Annotated in this window: 17 protein-coding genes; 1 reads left to right on the top strand and 16 read right to left on the bottom strand. The window is 37.7% G+C overall.

Annotated elements, in window-relative coordinates; translation table 11 throughout:
• Positions 1–446 precede the first annotated feature (446 nt).
• Positions 447–1,991: an inorganic phosphate transporter gene (locus CSUNSWCD_RS04555; RefSeq protein WP_009494490.1), complete on the bottom strand. Its 1,545-nt coding sequence runs from the start codon at positions 1,989–1,991 to the stop codon at positions 447–449.
• A gap of 130 nt (positions 1,992–2,121) precedes the next feature.
• Here CSUNSWCD_RS04555 and CSUNSWCD_RS04550 point away from each other — a divergent pair, with 130 nt between their 5' ends.
• On the top strand, positions 2,122–2,559 hold the full coding sequence (locus CSUNSWCD_RS04550; RefSeq protein WP_009494489.1) for a GatB/YqeY domain-containing protein: 438 nt from the start codon (positions 2,122–2,124) through the stop codon (positions 2,557–2,559).
• A gap of 375 nt (positions 2,560–2,934) precedes the next feature.
• Here CSUNSWCD_RS04550 and CSUNSWCD_RS11990 read toward each other — a convergent pair whose 3' ends face one another.
• The 15 genes from CSUNSWCD_RS11990 to CSUNSWCD_RS04475 all read right to left on the bottom strand — a co-directional run bounded on the left by CSUNSWCD_RS11990 (position 2,935) and on the right by CSUNSWCD_RS04475 (position 18,164).
• The gene (locus CSUNSWCD_RS11990; protein WP_009494488.1) at positions 2,935–4,197 is read right to left on the bottom strand and encodes a methyl-accepting chemotaxis protein; all 1,263 of its coding nucleotides are present in this window, start codon (positions 4,195–4,197) and stop codon (positions 2,935–2,937) included.
• 10 nt (positions 4,198–4,207) lie between these two features.
• Positions 4,208–4,711, bottom strand: a complete 504-nt coding sequence (locus tag CSUNSWCD_RS04540) for a PAS domain-containing protein (protein WP_009494487.1) — start codon at positions 4,709–4,711, stop codon at positions 4,208–4,210.
• A 23-nt stretch (positions 4,712–4,734) separates the two neighbouring features.
• A complete protein-coding gene (locus tag CSUNSWCD_RS04535; protein WP_009494486.1) occupies positions 4,735–5,982 on the bottom strand; it encodes a type II secretion system F family protein in 1,248 nt (415 codons plus the stop codon).
• Positions 5,979–7,736 (bottom strand): GspE/PulE family protein, encoded by a 1,758-nt coding sequence (locus CSUNSWCD_RS04530; RefSeq protein ID WP_009494485.1) that lies wholly within the window; start codon positions 7,734–7,736, stop codon positions 5,979–5,981. Before CSUNSWCD_RS04530 ends, CSUNSWCD_RS04535 begins: the two co-directional genes overlap by 4 nt.
• 42 nt (positions 7,737–7,778) lie before the next feature.
• Positions 7,779–8,681 (bottom strand): transformation system protein, encoded by a 903-nt coding sequence (locus tag CSUNSWCD_RS04525; protein WP_009494484.1) that lies wholly within the window; start codon positions 8,679–8,681, stop codon positions 7,779–7,781.
• Entirely contained in the window at positions 8,674–9,495 is an 822-nt protein-coding gene (locus tag CSUNSWCD_RS04520; RefSeq protein ID WP_009494483.1) for an ATP-binding protein, read from the bottom strand. The genes CSUNSWCD_RS04525 and CSUNSWCD_RS04520 overlap by 8 nt, the downstream gene beginning before the upstream one ends.
• Complete coding sequence (mshL, locus tag CSUNSWCD_RS04515) at positions 9,485–11,086, bottom strand: pilus (MSHA type) biogenesis protein MshL (RefSeq protein ID WP_009494482.1); 1,602 nt, start codon at positions 11,084–11,086, stop codon at positions 9,485–9,487. The genes CSUNSWCD_RS04520 and mshL overlap by 11 nt, the downstream gene beginning before the upstream one ends.
• A complete protein-coding gene (locus CSUNSWCD_RS04510) occupies positions 11,064–11,492 on the bottom strand; it encodes a hypothetical protein (protein ID WP_051990297.1) in 429 nt (142 codons plus the stop codon). Before CSUNSWCD_RS04510 ends, mshL begins: the two co-directional genes overlap by 23 nt.
• Positions 11,471–12,133 (bottom strand): type 4a pilus biogenesis protein PilO, encoded by a 663-nt coding sequence (pilO, locus tag CSUNSWCD_RS04505; protein WP_034964332.1) that lies wholly within the window; start codon positions 12,131–12,133, stop codon positions 11,471–11,473. The genes CSUNSWCD_RS04510 and pilO overlap by 22 nt, the downstream gene beginning before the upstream one ends.
• The gene (locus CSUNSWCD_RS04500; protein WP_009494479.1) at positions 12,133–13,644 is read right to left on the bottom strand and encodes a hypothetical protein; all 1,512 of its coding nucleotides are present in this window, start codon (positions 13,642–13,644) and stop codon (positions 12,133–12,135) included. Before CSUNSWCD_RS04500 ends, pilO begins: the two co-directional genes overlap by 1 nt.
• 105 nt (positions 13,645–13,749) lie before the next feature.
• A complete protein-coding gene (gene era / locus CSUNSWCD_RS04495) occupies positions 13,750–14,619 on the bottom strand; it encodes a GTPase Era (protein ID WP_009494478.1) in 870 nt (289 codons plus the stop codon).
• Entirely contained in the window at positions 14,616–15,938 is a 1,323-nt protein-coding gene (hslU, locus tag CSUNSWCD_RS04490; protein WP_009494477.1) for an HslU--HslV peptidase ATPase subunit, read from the bottom strand. Before hslU ends, era begins: the two co-directional genes overlap by 4 nt.
• 7 nt (positions 15,939–15,945) lie before the next feature.
• On the bottom strand, positions 15,946–16,479 hold the full coding sequence (hslV, locus tag CSUNSWCD_RS04485; RefSeq protein WP_009494476.1) for an ATP-dependent protease subunit HslV: 534 nt from the start codon (positions 16,477–16,479) through the stop codon (positions 15,946–15,948).
• Positions 16,480–16,926, bottom strand: coding sequence for a 50S ribosomal protein L9 (gene rplI, locus CSUNSWCD_RS04480; RefSeq protein WP_009494475.1), 447 nt, complete (start codon positions 16,924–16,926; stop codon positions 16,480–16,482).
• Positions 16,927–16,940: 14 nt separating this feature from the next.
• Entirely contained in the window at positions 16,941–18,164 is a 1,224-nt protein-coding gene (locus CSUNSWCD_RS04475) for an argininosuccinate synthase (protein WP_009494474.1), read from the bottom strand.
• Positions 18,165–18,314: the final 150 nt, after the last annotated feature.

Here is an 18,314-nt window from a genome sequence, read left to right as displayed (position 1 = left end):
CAAATTTACCCAGCCGTCAAATTTACCCAGCCGTCAAATTTACCCAGCCGTCAAATTTACCCAGCCGTCAAATTATTGATTTAACTAGTAAAAACCTTACTACTCTATTACGTTTACTGAATTTAATTTGCGAATACTTAAATAAAAAATAGCTTGCTAAATTTTATAAAAATTTAGTTGCAAGAGCCTTTATTTGATTGTTTGAGTTTGTAGTGAAAAATCCATTTGTCGTTTTGTTGGCAAGGCAGACATTATCGTTATAGACATCAAATTTAAGCAGTCAGCCCAAAGGCTTAGAATTATATAAAACCATAGTTTAAATAATACCTGAACAAAACTAGCTCAAATTTGCCGAGCACTGCTGTAACTTTATGGTAAAAATCAAGACTAACTTTATAAGTTTTGGCAAAACAAATCGGCCAGTTACGGCTCGCGAATAGTCGAATTTACAAGCCTAACATAGTCTTTAGAAGCATGTAAATAAGCGCTGCCGAGCCGCCTGCGATAGGTAAAGTGATGACCCACGCAAGCACGATAGGTTTGACCATTTTCCAGTTTGCGTCGCGGTTTAGGATACCTATACCAAGCACCGCGCCGATGAGGATATGCGTCGAGGAAACGGGGATACCTAGCTTAGTAGCTAGCAGGATAACGGTACTAGCGGCTAGCTCAGCGCTAAAGCCCGTTGTAGGTAGGATCTCGGCTAGTTTGCTGCCGATCGTGGTTATGACCTCTTTGCCTAGAAACCAAAGTCCGACAACGAGTGAGATGCCAAACGTCACCATCGCTATGCCAGGTACTGGAGCTGTGGCGTTTATGGAGCCTGTTTTTAGTACGTCTAGGATCGCAGCAAATGGACCTACGGCATTTGCTATGTCGTTAGCGCCGTGAGAAAAGGCGAACGAGGAAGCCGTAAATATCTGAAACCACGAGAAAATGCGGTTCGTGCTCTTTTCTGCGTTATCTTTTTTCATGACGTTTATCATCGCAAGCGTGGCGAGATATGTGACGATACCGATGACGCAGATTATCCAGATCGTGCCGATGAATCCGATGTCGAGATTTAGGTGTGCTAGGCCTTTAAACAGCATCATCGAGGAGATGATGATCGCGCCGATGCCGGCTACCATCGGGATATGTTTGCGCATGGCTTTTGACGTGTCAATCTCTTTTTCGCGCTCTTTCATAGCCTTTATGGCGAGTTTGTATTCGCTGCGTTCGCCGCTTTCGACGTCGTCCTCGTCAAGGACCGCGATCTTGCTTAGTATTCTTATCTGTTCGCTTTCAGGTTTTGTTTTTAGTTCCTGTAAATAACGCTCTTTGTAGGCTTTACGCTCACGTTTTAGCACCTTTAGCTCTAGTGTAAATTTGCGAGTCGGGATCAAAATCCTAGACTTTATGTAGCCGTAAATGAAGTAGGAAAGAATGCCTCCTAGCAGCGGCGAGATGACCCAGCTAACTGCGATCCTGCCTATCTCGCCCCAGGAGACCATAGCCAGAGCCTTATCTCCGCCCATGGTCGTAAAGCCCATCGTAAGTCCTGCACCGACGATACCGCCTACGATCGAGTGCGTCGTGGAAATAGGTAAACCCTTTTTAGACGCGATAAAAAGCCAGATACCAGAGCTCAAAAGCGCTGACATCATAATCAGCACAAAAAGCATCGGCTCGGTGCCCTCCTGCGGGAAGCTCACGATGCCCTCGCGGATGGTTTTGGTTACCTCTCCGCCGGCGAATATCGCTCCGCTAAGCTCGAAAATAGCGGCTATAATTAGGGCTTGCTTTATCGTGACAGTCTTGGCGCCCACGCTCGTACCAAATGAGTTCGCGACATCGTTGCCGCCGATGTTAAACGCCATAAAGATACCGAAAATGCTAGCGATACTGAAAAGCAAAAAGTGATGAGTCGGGATGTACTGATAGCCCCAAACGAAAAATCCGAACGCGGTAATAGCAAATATCGCAAAGGCAAAAAGATTGTCGCTTCTCAAGCAAGTCCTTTTAAAAATGAATGGTTAATTATAGCTACATTTTTCTTAAGCAAGCCAAATTTAGGCGGTTTTATTAGCTTTAAATTTTAGCTTCGTTATAATTTGCTCACTTAAATTTAAAGGAGAAAAAGTGACTATCAGAGAGAAAATTTTAGACGATATCAAGACTGCGATGAAAGAAAAAGATAACTTTCGCCGCGATACGCTAAGGCTCATAAACTCGGTCATCAAACAAGTCGAAGTCGATGAGCGTATTGAGATGACCGATGAAAAGGTTCTACCGATCCTACAAACCCAGATCAAACGCCGCATGGACTCTATCGAGCAGTACAAAAACGGCGGCAGGGATGATCTAGCACAAAACGAGCAAAAAGAGATCGATATCATAAATGGATATTTGCCTAAACAACTAAGCGCAGACGAGCTGGAGGCTGAGATAAAAGCGATCATCGCCGGATTAGGCGAGGGCGCAAGTATCGGCACCGTGATGAAAGCAGCCAAAGAAAAAATAGGTGCTAGAAGCGACGGTAAAAGCATAAGCGAGTGCGCAAAGAGGCTGCTGGGCTAAATTTGGCATTTAAATTTGACCAAATTTGCTTTGGGATTTGGTCAAATTTGAGGTGAGGGCAGGCTGGCTTTAAGCTGGTTTGCCTTTATGAGATTTGACGCAACATGGCAAATGATTGCTGTTTTTGGTCAAATTTGGAGAGTTTGCAACATGCGGCTTGTGATTAGCACAAAGTAAATTTACAATGCAAATTATGCTTGTGGAAGGCGCAAATTTACTCTAGAGTTTTTGACGAAACAAAGCTCTCAAAAAATGGGTTTTGGTAAATTTTATAGAACCGATAAAATATAGGTATTTAACGTAAGACGATGCAAGAGAGGTGGGGGGTAAATTTGAGCCAAATGCTTTAACTTTGGCCCAAATTTTCGTATAACATTACTTTACGCTTTCTTCTATCGTCGCGTCTATTATCTTAAATATTTCACTGCTTGCTTGTTTGACTTTAATGAATCTATCGACGAACTTTTGTATATCATCCATATTGTAACCATTTTTTGAATCTTCCAAGTTGGATTTTACAAGGTCACTTATTTGTTTGGCTGGTATGTTTGCTCTTTCGAAGCTTTTTGAGTTTGCAAAATATGCCGCTGCACCCTCGTACCACGCACTTAAATTTTGTGCCTGTTTTTGCATATTTTCGTCATCGCCTCTTTCGTTAATAACATTTCCGTATGCAGTCTGCAAGTATGTCACTCTGTTTATTTTACCTATAATGCCGATGGTTTTATTTTCTACGTATTTTGATATTTTTGCGCTTTGCATTGCACCTTGACTAAATACATTCACGGCATCTCTAAATTTAGATACGCTCACGCTTGCAACTTGCGCTATTTGTGTGATTTTATTGGAATTTTCATTTAAATCGTTTGTTTGTTGTTGCAGGGTTTGGATATTTATACCTATTTCGCTTGTGGCTTTTTGCGTATTTTCGGCTAGTTTTCTTACTTCGTCCGCTACTACTGCAAAACCGCGTCCATGCTCACCTGCTCGTGCTGCTTCGATAGCAGCATTAAGAGCTAGTAAATTCGTCTGTTCGGCTATATCTTTGATCAAATTTACTACTGATGATATTTCTTCTGTTCTATGTGTCAAATTTTTAATAGCTTCGGTCGATTCTGTGATAAGGTGCTCTAGATTGCCCATATTTTGGCTAAGCTCGCTTACGGCCGACATGCTTTCGTTTGCCTTTACTGAAGTATCTTGTGCCATTGTAGATATTTTAGTTAAATTTTTAATGCTTTGATTAAGATCGTTTTGCACTTCTAAAATACCGTCATTGCCATTGCCAAGTTCACTAAATTTTTCAGAAAGTATACCTCTGGTTTTACCTTTTTGTCCAGCTTTTATACCCTCAACGCCTTCACTCATGGATATTGCGTTAGTTTTAAAAAGTCCACGAAAACCATCAACAAAAATATTTCTATAAGTTATTCCGCTTTCAGCTGATTTTACGCAAGTGCCCATTTCTCTCTGTAGAGCTTCTATTTGGTCAAGCAGATCATTTATGCCAAGCGCTATTTGGCCGATTTGGGAGCTTGGATCTATTTGCAAAATCCTTGGTTCCAAAAAACCGTTTCTAGCTTGTCCAATTACATTTAAAATTTCGTCGTAATTCAATTTTTCTTTTTTAAAAAACATAATTTTTCCTTTATAATCTTTGCAAATCGTTCATTAGCTCATCATAGCTTTTATTTTTTTTCTGTAAAACACTTTCTAGCAGCCTTGAAGAGGCCTCCAAGCCACCGCTTTTTTCGGCTTCTAATAGCTGCCTATAAAGCGGAATAATAACCTCTAAAGCTTTTGGGTTTGGTTTGCGTCTGACTGAGTAGTAACCGATAATATTACCGCTTTGATCAAGCGAAGCTGTAACATTTGCGAATACCCAGTAAAATGAGCCGTCAAGGCTTTTGTTTTTAACATAAGCAAAAACTTCTTTTTTATTTTTTACATATTCCCATAAAATTTTAAAAACTACGCGAGGCATATCAGGATGTCTCACTATATTATGAGGTTTTCCGATTAGTTCATTTCCTTTTGCGCCAACTATTTGGGCAAAAGGAATATTGCAATAGGTTATTTTCCCTTTTGTATCGGTTTTTGACACTAAAAACGCATCTGCGCTAACTTGACGTTCTTGTAAACTATTTTGCATTTATGTCCTTAAATTCTTATTTATTATCGCCCTTGAACGGCATTTCCAAGATCCCACATAGGCATAAAAATACCAAGCGCCAAGAGTATAACCATGCCTGCCATAAATAAAAGCATTATTGGTTCCACATAGCTTGAAATATTATCAACCAAATCACTAAATTTGGCTTTGTAATAGTCGGTAATCTTTTCTAGCATTGCGTCTATCGCACCGCCTTTTTCACCAGCGCTTAACATCTGAATAAGCATACTCTCATAAAGCTGAGTATCTCTAAATGCTTCTGTTAAAGACACGCCTCTAGAAACTGCAATCTTGATGGTAGCGAGCTTATCGTGTATATCTTGATTTTCTACTGTTAGAGTTGCTGTTTCAAGAGCATCGGCAATTGGAATACCAGCCCTTACTAGCTCAGTAAAAATAAGGTTAAATCTATTAATTGTCGAGTAAAATATAACTTTGTTGATTAAATAAACCTTTAGCATAAATTTATCAAATTTATATTTAAATTCATCATTTTTCTTGTATGAATATTTTATAGCATATATTGTGGCGATAAAACCAGCCAGTATAAATAAGCCATAATTACTCAATGCGCTTTCTATGGATAAAAGTATAATTGTAGGAGTTGGTAGATTTGCGCCTAGCTGTTCAAATATCTCTCTAAACTGCGGAACAACGAATATCATCAATATAACAAATGCTATAGCCATGGCTGACATTACTATAATTGGATATCTAAGAGCCTTTTTAAATTTTCTTTGATTTTCCCAGACTTCTTGTAAAATTTCTGATAGTTTATGTAGCGACTCAGACATATTGCCTGTGCTTTCGCCAAGTTTTATCATAGCTACAACTACATCTCCGAGCTCTTCCTTGAATTTGGTTATAGCGTCAGTAAGACTTTGTCCTTGGTTGAGATCATCATTTATGGTTGCAAATATAACTTTTAATCTTTTGTCTTCGGTTGATTTTGATATCTCCTTAATACTATCATGGATTGAAATGCCGGCATTTGTCATAACGCTTAGTTGTCGAAATGACGCTATTAGATTATTAATTTTTATCTTTGAGCCGCCGACAAATGTTGATACCTTATTCATTAGGTCGGCAAACTGTTCTTCAAGCGGAACATTTTTTGTTTCCCCGACTTTGACTATTATGCCGGCATTTTTTGTTTTGGCTAAGGCCTGAGCTTCACTCCTATTGTTTGCTTTTAAGGTCATCTTTTGACGACGACCGTTGGCCATATACTCAACTTCAAAAAATTTCATACCTTAGCCACCCTAAATACTTCATCTATCGTTGTAACGCCTCTTGCAGCTCTTATAATGCCGTCTTTAAACATATCTATAAAATGCTCTTCATATGCTACTTTTTTGATTTCCTCTTTTGTGGTGCCATTTGCTATCATGGCTGAAATTTTATCACTTATAGGTAAAACTTCACTTATCATTTCTCGACCAACATAACCAGTTTGAGAACACTGATCGCATCCAACATGTTTATAAAATTGATAATCTTTCGGTAAAAAATTATGAAATTGTTCATGCAAATTTGACGGTAAAACCGTTTTTTGTTTGCAGTTTGGACATAGTTTTCTAATGAGTCTTTGAGCTTCTATTGCTACTAATGCTCCGCTGATTAGATATGGCTCTATTCCCATATCAGCTATTCTGGTGACAGCGCTTATTGCGTCATTAGTGTGAAGCGTTGAAAACACTAAGTGGCCAGTTAGTGCAGCTTGAATGGCAATGCGAAGAGTTTCTTGATCTCTGATCTCTCCTATCATTATGATGTCCGGATCTTGTCTTAAAATAGAGCGAAGAGCCGAAGCAAAGGTAAGTCCAACTTTTTCATTTACGTGGACTTGCTGTATCATGTTTAACTGATACTCTACTGGATCTTCGACGGTTATTATTTTTGTTTCTACGCTTTTTATATCGTTTAGTGCAGCATAAAGAGTAGTTGTTTTACCTGAACCGGTTGGGCCTGTAACCAATATAATGCCATATGGAGCCTTCATTGCTTTATTGAATTTGTCAAAAGTATCTGGATGCATGCCTAAATTTTCAAGACTAATTAGTACCTTTGATTTGTCTAAAATACGTAAAACTATGCTCTCGCCGTGAAGTATTGGCAACGTTGAAATACGAAAATCATACTCTTTGCCTGCAACTTGAGCCGAAAAGCGTCCATCTTGCGGCTTTCTCCGCTCCGCTATATCCATATTTGAAAGTAGCTTCATGCGCGATACTAAAGGGGGGAAAAGGTCTTTATCAAAAATAAAAAGCTCGGCCAACATACCATCAATTCTGCCGCGCACAATGCAATTCGTCACCGTGGCTTCTATGTGTATATCGCTTGCGCGACTTACTATCGAAGTTCGCAAAATAACTTCTATTAGCTTTAATATACCAGAACTATTTTCGTTTGCATTTCCGCCCACAACAGCAGTGGAAGACAACTCTTTTCTTATCTCAGTAACAATACCCTTTACGCTATCATTTAGCTCTATTTTACTTATATATTTATCTATTTTTGATGGATCTGTTATAACTACTTTTAAAAGCTTCCTATTAAAAATAGACTGTAATCTGTCTTGTGCCGACATATCAAAAGGATTTTTAAAAGCAACATAAACAGCGATTTCATCTTCTTTAATCGGTAAAGCATTGCATGCTTTTAAATGATTTAATGGAACCTTTTCGCATAGTTTATAGTCTATATCTATATTATCTAGGTCTACATACTCCAGCTTAAATTTTGTTGCAATATGTTCCAAAAATTTCTTTAAATTTATTACAAAATTTTCAGTTATTTCATTAATTGTAATACGCTGTCTTCTGTATAATTCACCAAGAATATCGTATATATAGTCTGTTGAAAAATTCGGCACTTCTTGATGTAAAGCAAATTCAAAATCTGTATTATCATTTAATAAAGATAGTATATTTTGATATTGACTATCTGTTATTAAATTATTTTTTAAAATGGTTGCTAAAAAAAGCTCATAAATTTTACACATTAAGTACTATGATCCTTTACTAAAAATAGTTATATTTTTTTACTATAAGGCCGTATCGTCCTCTATTTGCCTCATAAGATCCTCGATATTTGCTGAATTTGCTTTATCGTTGTATATTTTAAGAACACTTATTGCGTCATCTTTTTGCTTTAGATTATATTTTGACTTTGCAAATATTATCCAGCTCTCTTCATTGTTGCTATCGAGTTCGTTGGCTATGAGTGCCCATTTCTCGCTATTTTTGTAATCTTTGATGTCATAGTATCTTCTTGCTATTAACACTGCAATATCAGAGCTGTTGGACTTTTCAAATTTGGCAGTTAGCTCTTCTACCGAAACTTCTGAACCAGAAGATTGAATCTGAAACCTATTATTTGTATTTTGTGCGCCATTCATGTTCTTTGCAATGATAGGCTTTTCGGAATCAAAATTTATCATTTCTTCTGCTGGAGGTCTAACTGCAACTTGTTTGCCGCCAATACTTTTATTTGTATTTTCTACTGGTTGCATGTATTGCGGCGCGTTGTTTAAATTAACCCAGCCATGTTGCTGAATTTCAGTGTTCACATTATCTGAAGTATCCTCGTTCGCAATGCTGTTATTCTGTGTATTTGATATATTTTCTGTTCCGCCAAAATTATCAGAATTGAGCAGGGTGTTATTGCTTGGATCTATTTTTTGCTCCGGTTCAACAACTTCAGAGTGCTTTATTGCTTCTTTGCTGTTGCCTTTGACGTCATTACTAATTGTTGCGCTATTAGTGTTATTTATTAGCGAATCTTTTAATAAATAAAAAGTAAGCGACGATACAGAGACAGATATAGCCAAAACAGCTGAAATGGCGTATATATAGTTCTTTTTGTCTGAAAACTTAAACTCTTTTCTCTTTTTGTCGTAGGCTCTCCATCGCCTTTCTAGCTCCAATATCTCATATGTTTCAAGCATCTATAAGCTCCGATTTGATGGCTGCCATCTCTAAAATTTTTGTTACCATTTTGTCACCGCCTATTATAGTTGGTTGATTTGCATCAAAATATTCGTAAAGTTCAAAAATATTAAACATTAATTTATTTAGCATTCTTAAATTTCCCTGGCTTAATTCATTTAGAAGACGAAATTGTTCTTCGGTAAATTTTAAAAAAATATAAAAAAACTGACTATTTTGTAACTTATTTTCCAAATAAACTTTCATCTCCTCTGTATCGATAGAGCCCATCTCTATACTTTCCCAAACCCTTGACTTAAAGTAATCTCTCGATAGTACATCTTTATCAATCGTTTCGTGCGTGGCAAAAACAAATTTAAATAGACCGCTATCTGACATTATACGAATTTTTTCTAGTAAAATCTCAGGATAAAGCTGTGACTCGTCAAGAATAACTATTATTGGCTTTTTTTCTTGATTATCCTCTATTTTGGCTTTATAGATTTTTATAAACTGTTCATAGCTTTCTATTTTTTCCTGAGATTCTTTCTTAAAAATTCCTTCATATAATGATTTGACAAATTCAGATTCATTAAAAAATGGATATGGGAAAAAAACAATATCGTCACGATCCTTTAGATCCCTTACGATTTTCTTTAATAAAAATGTTTTTCCGCATCCAGGTTTGCCGTAAAATAAAATTAACTTTGCCGGCTTTTGCAATAAATCCAAAATCTTTTTATAAGCAATAATAGATTTATCTAAATTTATATAATCATTTTCTTGTGCTACATCAATAAATATATTTTTTAGAGTAGTGTACTTATTGCTCATATATTGACCTCGAAAAACCTAGATCTTTAAGAGATTGATTGATTGGGGCGGTATTTGATGTATCGACTATTCTTGGGGTTATTATAAATACAAGCTCTGTTGTTCTAAGGTTATCTTTTGTGCTTTTAAATGCGTGTCCAAGCACGGGAATATCTCCCAAAAATGGTACTTTTGTGTTTTCTTTACCTTTAGATTGAGCTATAAGCCCACCCAAAACGATCGTATCACCGCTATTTACCTGCACAACAGTAGAAAGCTTTTTTTGTATAGTATCTGGTGCGATTTCTCTTATGGTTGTACTTTGTCTAACGTCATCTTCGTTGTATTTGAAGCTACTAAGGGATGGATTTATGCGTAGCATAATCTTATTGTCGTCTGAAACCTCTGGTAAAATGTTAAGCAAAATTCCTATAAAAACAGAATACTGCTTATAGGTTATAGTGGTTTTACCATTTAAAGCGTTATTGTTTTGGCTTTCTTCCTGAACTCTATAGTTTACATTATCTCCCACGGAAATTAGGGCTTGTTGGTTATTTAAAGTCGTAATTTTCGGACTTGAAACAACTTTTGTTCTTCCATTTGTCTCGAGGAAATTTAAAACGCCGTCTAAATTAAAATTAAAACCTGCAATCAAATTCATGCTTTGAGAAAAACCACCGCCAAGACCGTTTCCTCTATTTGACCAAAATAGGTCATTTGCCGGAATCATTCCATATGTTCTACTTAAAGTGGTCGTAGGATTACCAGCGGCGTCTTGTCCTACTGTTTCAGTTACACCAGTTACAACTGTACGATTGTATAATCCGGTTTTAAAACCTATATTAAATTTACTCCAGTCAACACCTTTTGTGTAGCTATTAGCAAGCTCTACTGATATTATAGATACATCTATAACAACTTGTTTTTTGAGTCTTTCTTGGATATCTTTAATATAATCCGAAACTCTTCTTAGCTGAGCTGCGGTGCCGGTTACGGTAACTAATCCTGCATTGGCATTGATGATAGGATCTGGCGCAACAATACTTTCTGTTGTATTATTTAGTATTGCCTTAATTTCAGTGTCCAGTTTTTCCCAAAAATCAAATTTTTCGACAGTTCTTATAACGTTGTCGAGTTTGCCGCCACCTTTAGTAATGTCTTTTTCGCCATCATCTTGTTTTTCATCGCCAACTTCAATAGGGGCTGAATCAACTGAAGCCTTTGTGATAGCGGTTCCCTCTCTTACAGATGTTATATAGTCAATCTTAAAAGTTTTGGTCTGAAGGGATGAAATTTTTAAGATATCTTGATAAAAAGTATAGCTCATGTCTTTTTCGGATAATAAAAGACTAAAAATTTCATTTAACGTTTTATCTTTTATATTGATTCCAAAAAGTGGTTCACTTATAGCATCTTTAGCAAATTGATCTTTTGTTACTACACTAAAATGGCACATATCAGATAGCTGCGTTAAAATTTCTTGAACTGAAACTTGCTCATTGATTTTTAGATTAAAAACCCTCTTTTCGCAACTACTAGCATCTGCTGTAGTTAATGATAGTGCAGTTGTAATTGATATTGTAAAAAATTTATTTAATTTTAATAACGACATTTTTATTTGCCCCTTGTGTTAAATTTAAGTCAATTTTATCATCCTTGTTTATTAAGGTGACACTCTTTGATTGGATATTTGACAATTCATACTCGTCAATTTTATCTTTTACTTGATACCATTTGCCGTTTATTTTAGCTTTGTTGTTAAAAATAGCCTGTAAATTAAATAGGTTGGTAGAAGAATTATTCTCCATATTTATGATAGTTTTTTGTTTTACTATCAAGAAAGGATCAGATAAAACTTTTAAATCCGACTCATTTAAGCCCTTGCGTTGTTCATTGATCACGCTAAAAAGTTGATCATAGTATTCTGTCTCTGCTTGAGGATTGTCAGCCAAAGATGCGGAGCAAAGTATTAAAAGAAAAAATAAGACTCTATTTCTCATTGGTATTTCATCCCCCATATATAAATTCCCATATTTCCTCTTAGTTTGCCATTTGTAGAATTTATGTCTATATTGTTGACATCTACTACTAGTCTTGACTCTTCAATAGCATTTATATAGCTTATAATATCCCTATAGTCACCGTCAACAGATACGTTTATGTCGAGGACTTGCTCTATTTTTTGCGCATTTGGCTCTTTAAAGCTATTTGTTATTTTTGTTATTTTTACATTATTTTTATTTGCTAAAAGTGCTAAATTGTCCAAAAAGTCAGCCCAACTCTGTTCGCTAAAGATCAAATATGATAGTTCTTTTAATTTGTTATCAAAATATTGATTCATATTTTTAGCATCAGCAAGCTCGTTTTGTATCTGTGTCAACTCATTTTGTTTTTGATTTATTTTAAAATTCCTGTCATTATTTCTATCATTGTTTTGACTAACACTATCTAAATATGCATTTACCTTGTCTAGTTCTTCTGTAGTTTGGCTATTGGTTGATATTGAGCTATCGTAATAATCTTGTGCATATTCCACAATTGCGTAATATATAATAACGCCAGATAACACAAGTGCCATAATTAGCATTAGTGTAACTTCACTTGGTTTTTTTCCGTCAAAGTAGTTGTCGATTTTAGTGAGTGTATTATCTTTTTTCATCATTTAATCTTTATTGTAACATTTGTTTCGTATGATGGTACTTCATATTTTTTATCTAATAAAATTTCTTTGGTTAATATAGAGTATTTGTCTGAGGTATTTATATTTTGCATCAATTCGGTTAACTTTTTTTCGTCTTTACTTATTAAAGTAACCTCCATATTTCTATCAGAATTATTTATTCTTGCGGTTTGTATGTCTTTATTATTTATTAGATTACTAAGTTCAAATAGAACAATTCCCTTCATGGGGTAGTTGACTTTTTTATCATAAATTTCTTTAATAGTATTTTTTCTAAAATCAATTATATTTTTTTCTGCTTCAATTGATTTTGATATATTCAAAATTTGTTGTGCAAGGGCCGCTATTGTTCCTTCTATCCTTATTTTGTCAGCATTATTAATTTCATATTCACTTCTTTTGTCGGCAGTATCTATATCGGTTATGATTCCAGACACATAAAGATACATCGGATACAGCGATCCGATCAATATTCCTACTAGTGTGTATAGTATCAATTTTCCACTGTTGCGTTGAAATAACGGTAGCGGTCTTAGAAAATTAGAGAAATTAAAATCATTTTCCTGTGTTTCTTTATAATATTGTGAATTTATAGCCATAATATTGTGAATATTACTACTTGCAACTTCTTTTGAATTTATGGCAATATTTGGTTCGAGATGTATTGTGGGTATATCTAGTTTTTCTTGTATAAATTCTGCAAAATTACCCATTTTTATATCAGTTATCACATTTATATTTGAAATGTTTGACCCAATAAATCTACTTAAGCTATTTACTAGGTCTCCTATATAATAGGAAATTTCATCAAATATTTCAATTATAAAATCTCTATTTCTATCATCTTGAGTGTTTGTTCCATTTTTTATAATATCTAAAAAAGCACTATCGTTTAATTTATTACCGCTTAAAGTAGAAAATTTATCGCTGATATTTTTAATCGAGTATCTAAGTGGCCTTGATTGAATATACTCTCCATTTTGGTAAACAGCTAAAAAAGCATCATCTTCTTGTATTACCATAAAAGCATCGGTATCTTGGCTTGAAAGTATGTTCTTTTTATAGAGCGGATAAAACATCAATGGCGCAGCCGCTATATAATCTATATATGGAATTTTTTTAAGAGCAAAAGAATATAACTTATCCGTCAATACAACATCGGTTATAAATACATTAAAAATTTTGGTTTCAGATGATATGCTTACTGTTTCATTATATACAATCTTATACTCTGAAGATGGATCCAAATTAAATTGTTCATATGCCTTAATTGTTATTAAATTTGATATATCATCTTCTTCTGTTGATATTGGAATTTCTATGTTTCCTATCAATAGGTCTTTATATTTTATATATGATATAAAAAAGTTATTTTTATTTGCTTTACTTAGATCTATTTGCGAAATTTTGTTACCAGAAAATGCATATGAAGTTTGCATGTAAGGGTCATACGTGACTATACTTGCTACTCCATTTTTGTTTTTTGCCATTTTTAAGTATCCTTCAATGCAACCTCAAATTTGAGTTAATCTTACCATATATTGGCCAATTAGACGCATATATTATATCATAAAAACATATAACTTAATAATTATTTATAAAATATTCAAGTTTTTTATAGTTTTTTCGTCTTTGCGCCAGTCTTTTTTTACGACTACAACGAGCTTTACGAGTATTTTTTGGCCAGTAAAACTTGATATTAACTTTCTTGAATTTATCCCGATTCTTTTGATGGTCTGTCCATTTTTTCCGATAATCATAGATTTATGTATCTCGCGTTCGGTGATTATAGTGGCATAAATTTCAGTTATATCTGGTTTTTCTTTGACTTTGTCTATAAGTACGTCGGTAGAGTAGGGGATCTCGTCGCTTAGATTATCGTATAGTGCCTCAAGGATAAATTCACGAAAAATTTCTTTTTCGTTTGTCGGCGTTAAAAATTCCGGATCGTAAAAATACTCATGCTCTGGCAAAAGCTTGCAAATTTCATCCAAAAGCGGCTTTTTGTAGGTTTGCTTTTTGACGCTAAAAGGTAAAAGCGCTGTAAATTTATCTTGAAATTGTTGATATTGCGCGATTTTTTCAAGCACTTTGGCGTTTGGGACTTCGTCAACCTTGGTAAGCAACAAGATATGTGGTTTTTGCGGATTTAAATTTAGAAATTTGACGTAGTCTTCTATGCTGTCGTGAATGGGTGCCAAAAAGACGATAGCATCGCAGTCGCCCATGGATTTTATCGCTTCGTTTATCATGAGTTTGTTTAGCGTTTTGTTGCTTTCGTGAAGCCCCGGCGTATCGGTAAAGACGATCTGATCTTCGCCGTTCATTACGATTCCGCTGATCTTGCGCCTCGTGGCGTTTTGCTTGTGTGAGACGATGGTGATCTTTGCATCAAGCAAAAAATTTAAAAGCGAGCTTTTGCCCGCATTCGTACGGCCTATGATGCTAACAAAGCCTGATTTCATAAGATATATCTCGCCAGATCTTGATCCTCGACGACGTCTGATAGGCGCTTTTCTACGAGAGCTTTGTCTACCTCTACCGTTTCGCCGCCGTGCTCGTTAGCCTCAAAGCTGATATCCTCGATCACGCGCTCGATCACTGTGTGTAGGCGTCTAGCGCCAATGTCTTCCATTTTTTCGTTGGCGTTTTGAGCGATTTTAGCGATAGCTCTGATGGCCTCATCGTTGAATTTAAGCTCCACGTTTTCGGTTTTTAAAAGCGCTTCGTATTGTTTGAGTAGCGAATTTTTAGGCTGAGTTAAAATTTGATACAGTGCATTTTCATCTAGGCTGTCAAGCTCTACTCGCAACGGAAAACGCCCTTGAAGCTCCGGAATTAGGTCGCTTGGTTTGCTGATGTGAAAGGCGCCCGCAGCAATAAAAAGGATGTGATCGGTTTTTATGGCGCCAAATTTGGTTGTCACCGTAGAGCCCTCCACGATAGGTAGCAAGTCGCGCTGTACGCCTTCTTTACTCGGATCTTGCCTGCCTGAGTTTCCGGAGCTTACCGCGACCTTGTCGATCTCGTCGATAAAGATTATGCCCTCATTTTCTGCTCTTCGCACAGCTTCGGTTTTGATGCTTTCCATATCTAAAATTTTATCGCTAGCTTCGTTTTTGAGCGCCTCTTTAGCGTCTTTTACCTTCATCTCTTTTTTGACGGTTTTGTTGCTTAGGCCGATGATTTTGACGAAGCTCTCTTGCATTTGCGCCATATCGGGCGGCACGTTCGCACCCGCATCAAAGCTATTTTGCACGACCTCTATCTCGATGCTTAGATCGTCTAGATCGCCGTTTTCTAGCCTACTCATCATCTTTTCGTAGCTTTTTTCGTAGTCGGCCTTTTTCTCTTCGCTCGCACCAGTCGGTAGAGGCGGCAGGAGCTTTTTTATTATCTTATCTTTTACGTATTCGTCGATTTTCTCGCGATTTTTCTCGCGCTGTTCGGCTTTAACCAAATTTACCGACGCAGCCGCTAGGTCGCGCACCATGCTTTCAACGTCTCGTCCTACGAAGCCAACCTCGGTGTATTTGCTAGCCTCTACTTTGATAAACGGCAAGCCCATCATCTTTGACAAACGCCTTGCGATCTCGGTTTTGCCCACGCCCGTCGAGCCTATCATTAGGATGTTTTTTGGCATGATATCGTCTTGCATCGTTTTATCTAGTTTCATCCTACGGTAGCGGTTTCGTAGCGCGATGGCGATGATCTTTTTGGCGTCTTTTTGTCCGATGACGTAATCGTCTAAAAATTTCACTATCTCTTTTGGGGTTAAATTCATCTTTTCTCTATTCTAAAACGTAGGTTTTTATGTTCGTGTTCGTATAAATGCAAATTTCGCCTGCGATCTTTAGACTCTCTTTTACGAGCTCTTCTTCGTCGATTTGGGCAAATTTATCCAGTGCGCGGGCAGCGGATAGGGCGTAGTTGCCGCCGCTTCCGATAGCGGCTATCTTGCCGTCCTCTGGCTCTACGACGTCGCCAGTTCCGCTTAAAAGGAAAATTTTCTCTCTATCAAGCACTAGCATCATGGCCTCTAGCTTGCGCAGATACTTATCCTTGCGCCACTCTTTGCTAAACTCGATCACTGCTTTTAGCAGGTCGCCTTTTGCGTGATCGAGGTTGTTTTCAAACATATCAAAGAGATTAAACGCATCGGCGGTGCTGCCGGCAAAGCCCGCTAGGACCTTGCCGCCGTGGATCTTGCGGATTTTTACCGCATTGCCTTTTAGCACCGTGTTGCCAAAGCTCACCTGTCCGTCGCCGCCGATGACCGATTTATTCTTGCCTTTGTAGGCTAAAATGGTAGTCGCGTGAAACACTTATTCGCCCTCGACGTCTAGTTTTAGCGTGGCGCGCACGGCATGGCCGAGCTTGACGTCCACTTCATAGATACCTGTCGCTTTTATCGTATGCGTGAAGTCAAACGCCTTTTTATCTACGACTAGATGATGATTTTTTTCTAGCGCTTCTGAAATTTCATCCTTCGTCACCGCACCAAAGAGCGCGCCGTTTGCTCCGAGCGGCTTTTTAACCTTGAGCGTGATTTTTTCGATCTCTGATTTTAGCTTTTCTATATTTGCGATCTCGTATTTTAGCTCCTCGGCCTTGCGTTTTTGCTCGGCGTCGTATTGGTGCAAGACATCAGGAGTCGCGGCTTTAGCAAAGCCTTTGCCGATTAGGAAGTTATTTCCGTAGCCTTCTTTTACCTCTTTGATTTCGCCGGCTTTCCCGAGCGATTTTACGTCTTTTATTAGTAGTACTTTCATTTTTGTCCTTATATTTAGTTAAATTTGCGCCCATTTTTGCGCCCGATGATAAATCTAAGCGCATTTAGCTTGATAAATCCGTTCGCGTCTTTTTGATCAAATACGCTGTCCTCTTCAAACGTGCAAAATGCTTCGCTAAAGAGATTGTCCGTCTTGCTGTCGCGTCCTAGCACGATGACGTTACCCTTGTAGAGCTCGACTTTGACCGTGCCGTTTACGTTCTCTTGACTCTTGTCGATGAGTGCTTGTAGCATGATGCGCTCAGGCGACCACCAGTAGCCGTTATAGATGAGCTCTGCGTAGCGAGGCATCAGCTCGTCTTTTAGGTGTGCCGCGCCGCGGTCTAGCGTGATGCTCTCGATCGCGCGGTGAGCTTTTAGCATTATCGTACCGCCCGGAGTTTCGTAGCAGCCGCGACTTTTCATGCCGACCGAGCGGTTTTCGACGAGGTCAAGTCTGCCGATGCCGTGTTTTGCGCCTAGGCGGTTTAGCTCGGCTAGTAGCGCCGCTGGACTCATTTTTTTACCGTTTATGCTAACCGGGTCGCCTTTTTCGTAGCCGATTTCTATTATCTCGCTTTCGTTTGGAGCGTCTTTAGGGCTTACCGTCCAGCGCCACATATCGGCTTCCGGAGCGTGAGCAGGGTTTTCAAGCACTAAGCCTTCGTAGCTGATATGGAGCAAATTTGCGTCCATAGAGTAGGGGCTTTTGCCTGGTTTCTTTTCTATCTTGATGCCGTTTTTTTCGGCATATTTTAGTAGCTTTTCTCGGCTGTTTAGATCCCACTCGCGCCAAGGAGCGATGATGGTTAGGTTATCTCCCAGCGCGTAGTAGCCTAGCTCAAAGCGCACTTGGTCGTTGCCTTTGCCCGTCGCTCCGTGGCTCACGCCGTCGGCGCCTACTTTGGCCGCGATTTCGGCTTGTTTTTTAGCTATCAGCGGGCGAGCTATCGAAGTGCCTAGTAGGTATTCGCCCTCATAAACGGCATTTGCTCTAAACATCGGAAATACGAAATCTCGCGCAAATTCTTCTTTTAAATCCTCTATAAATATATTTTCGGGTTTTATGCCAAGCTCGAGCGCTTTTTGGCGTGCGGGTTCTAGCTCCTCGCCCTGACCGATATCGGCGGTAAAGGTCACCACTTCGCATTTATACTCGTCTTGCAGCCATTTTAAAATAATGCTCGTATCAAGTCCGCCCGAATAGGCGAGAACGACTTTTTTCACATCTTTTTTCATTCTCTATCCTTTATATTGAGATGACGCGTATTTTAGCCAAATTTGATTAATTTGTTATAAATATCTCCGCTAAAATCGCGTGCGCTAAACGCCAAATTTACATTAAATTTAATATGCGATGACGAGGAATTAAAAATTTAAGCCAAATTT

Origin of the sequence: Campylobacter showae CSUNSWCD, assembly GCF_000313615.1 — a bacterium.
GTDB lineage: Bacteria > Campylobacterota > Campylobacteria > Campylobacterales > Campylobacteraceae > Campylobacter_A > Campylobacter_A showae_A.
This window is presented reverse-complemented; position numbering and strand designations above follow the sequence as displayed.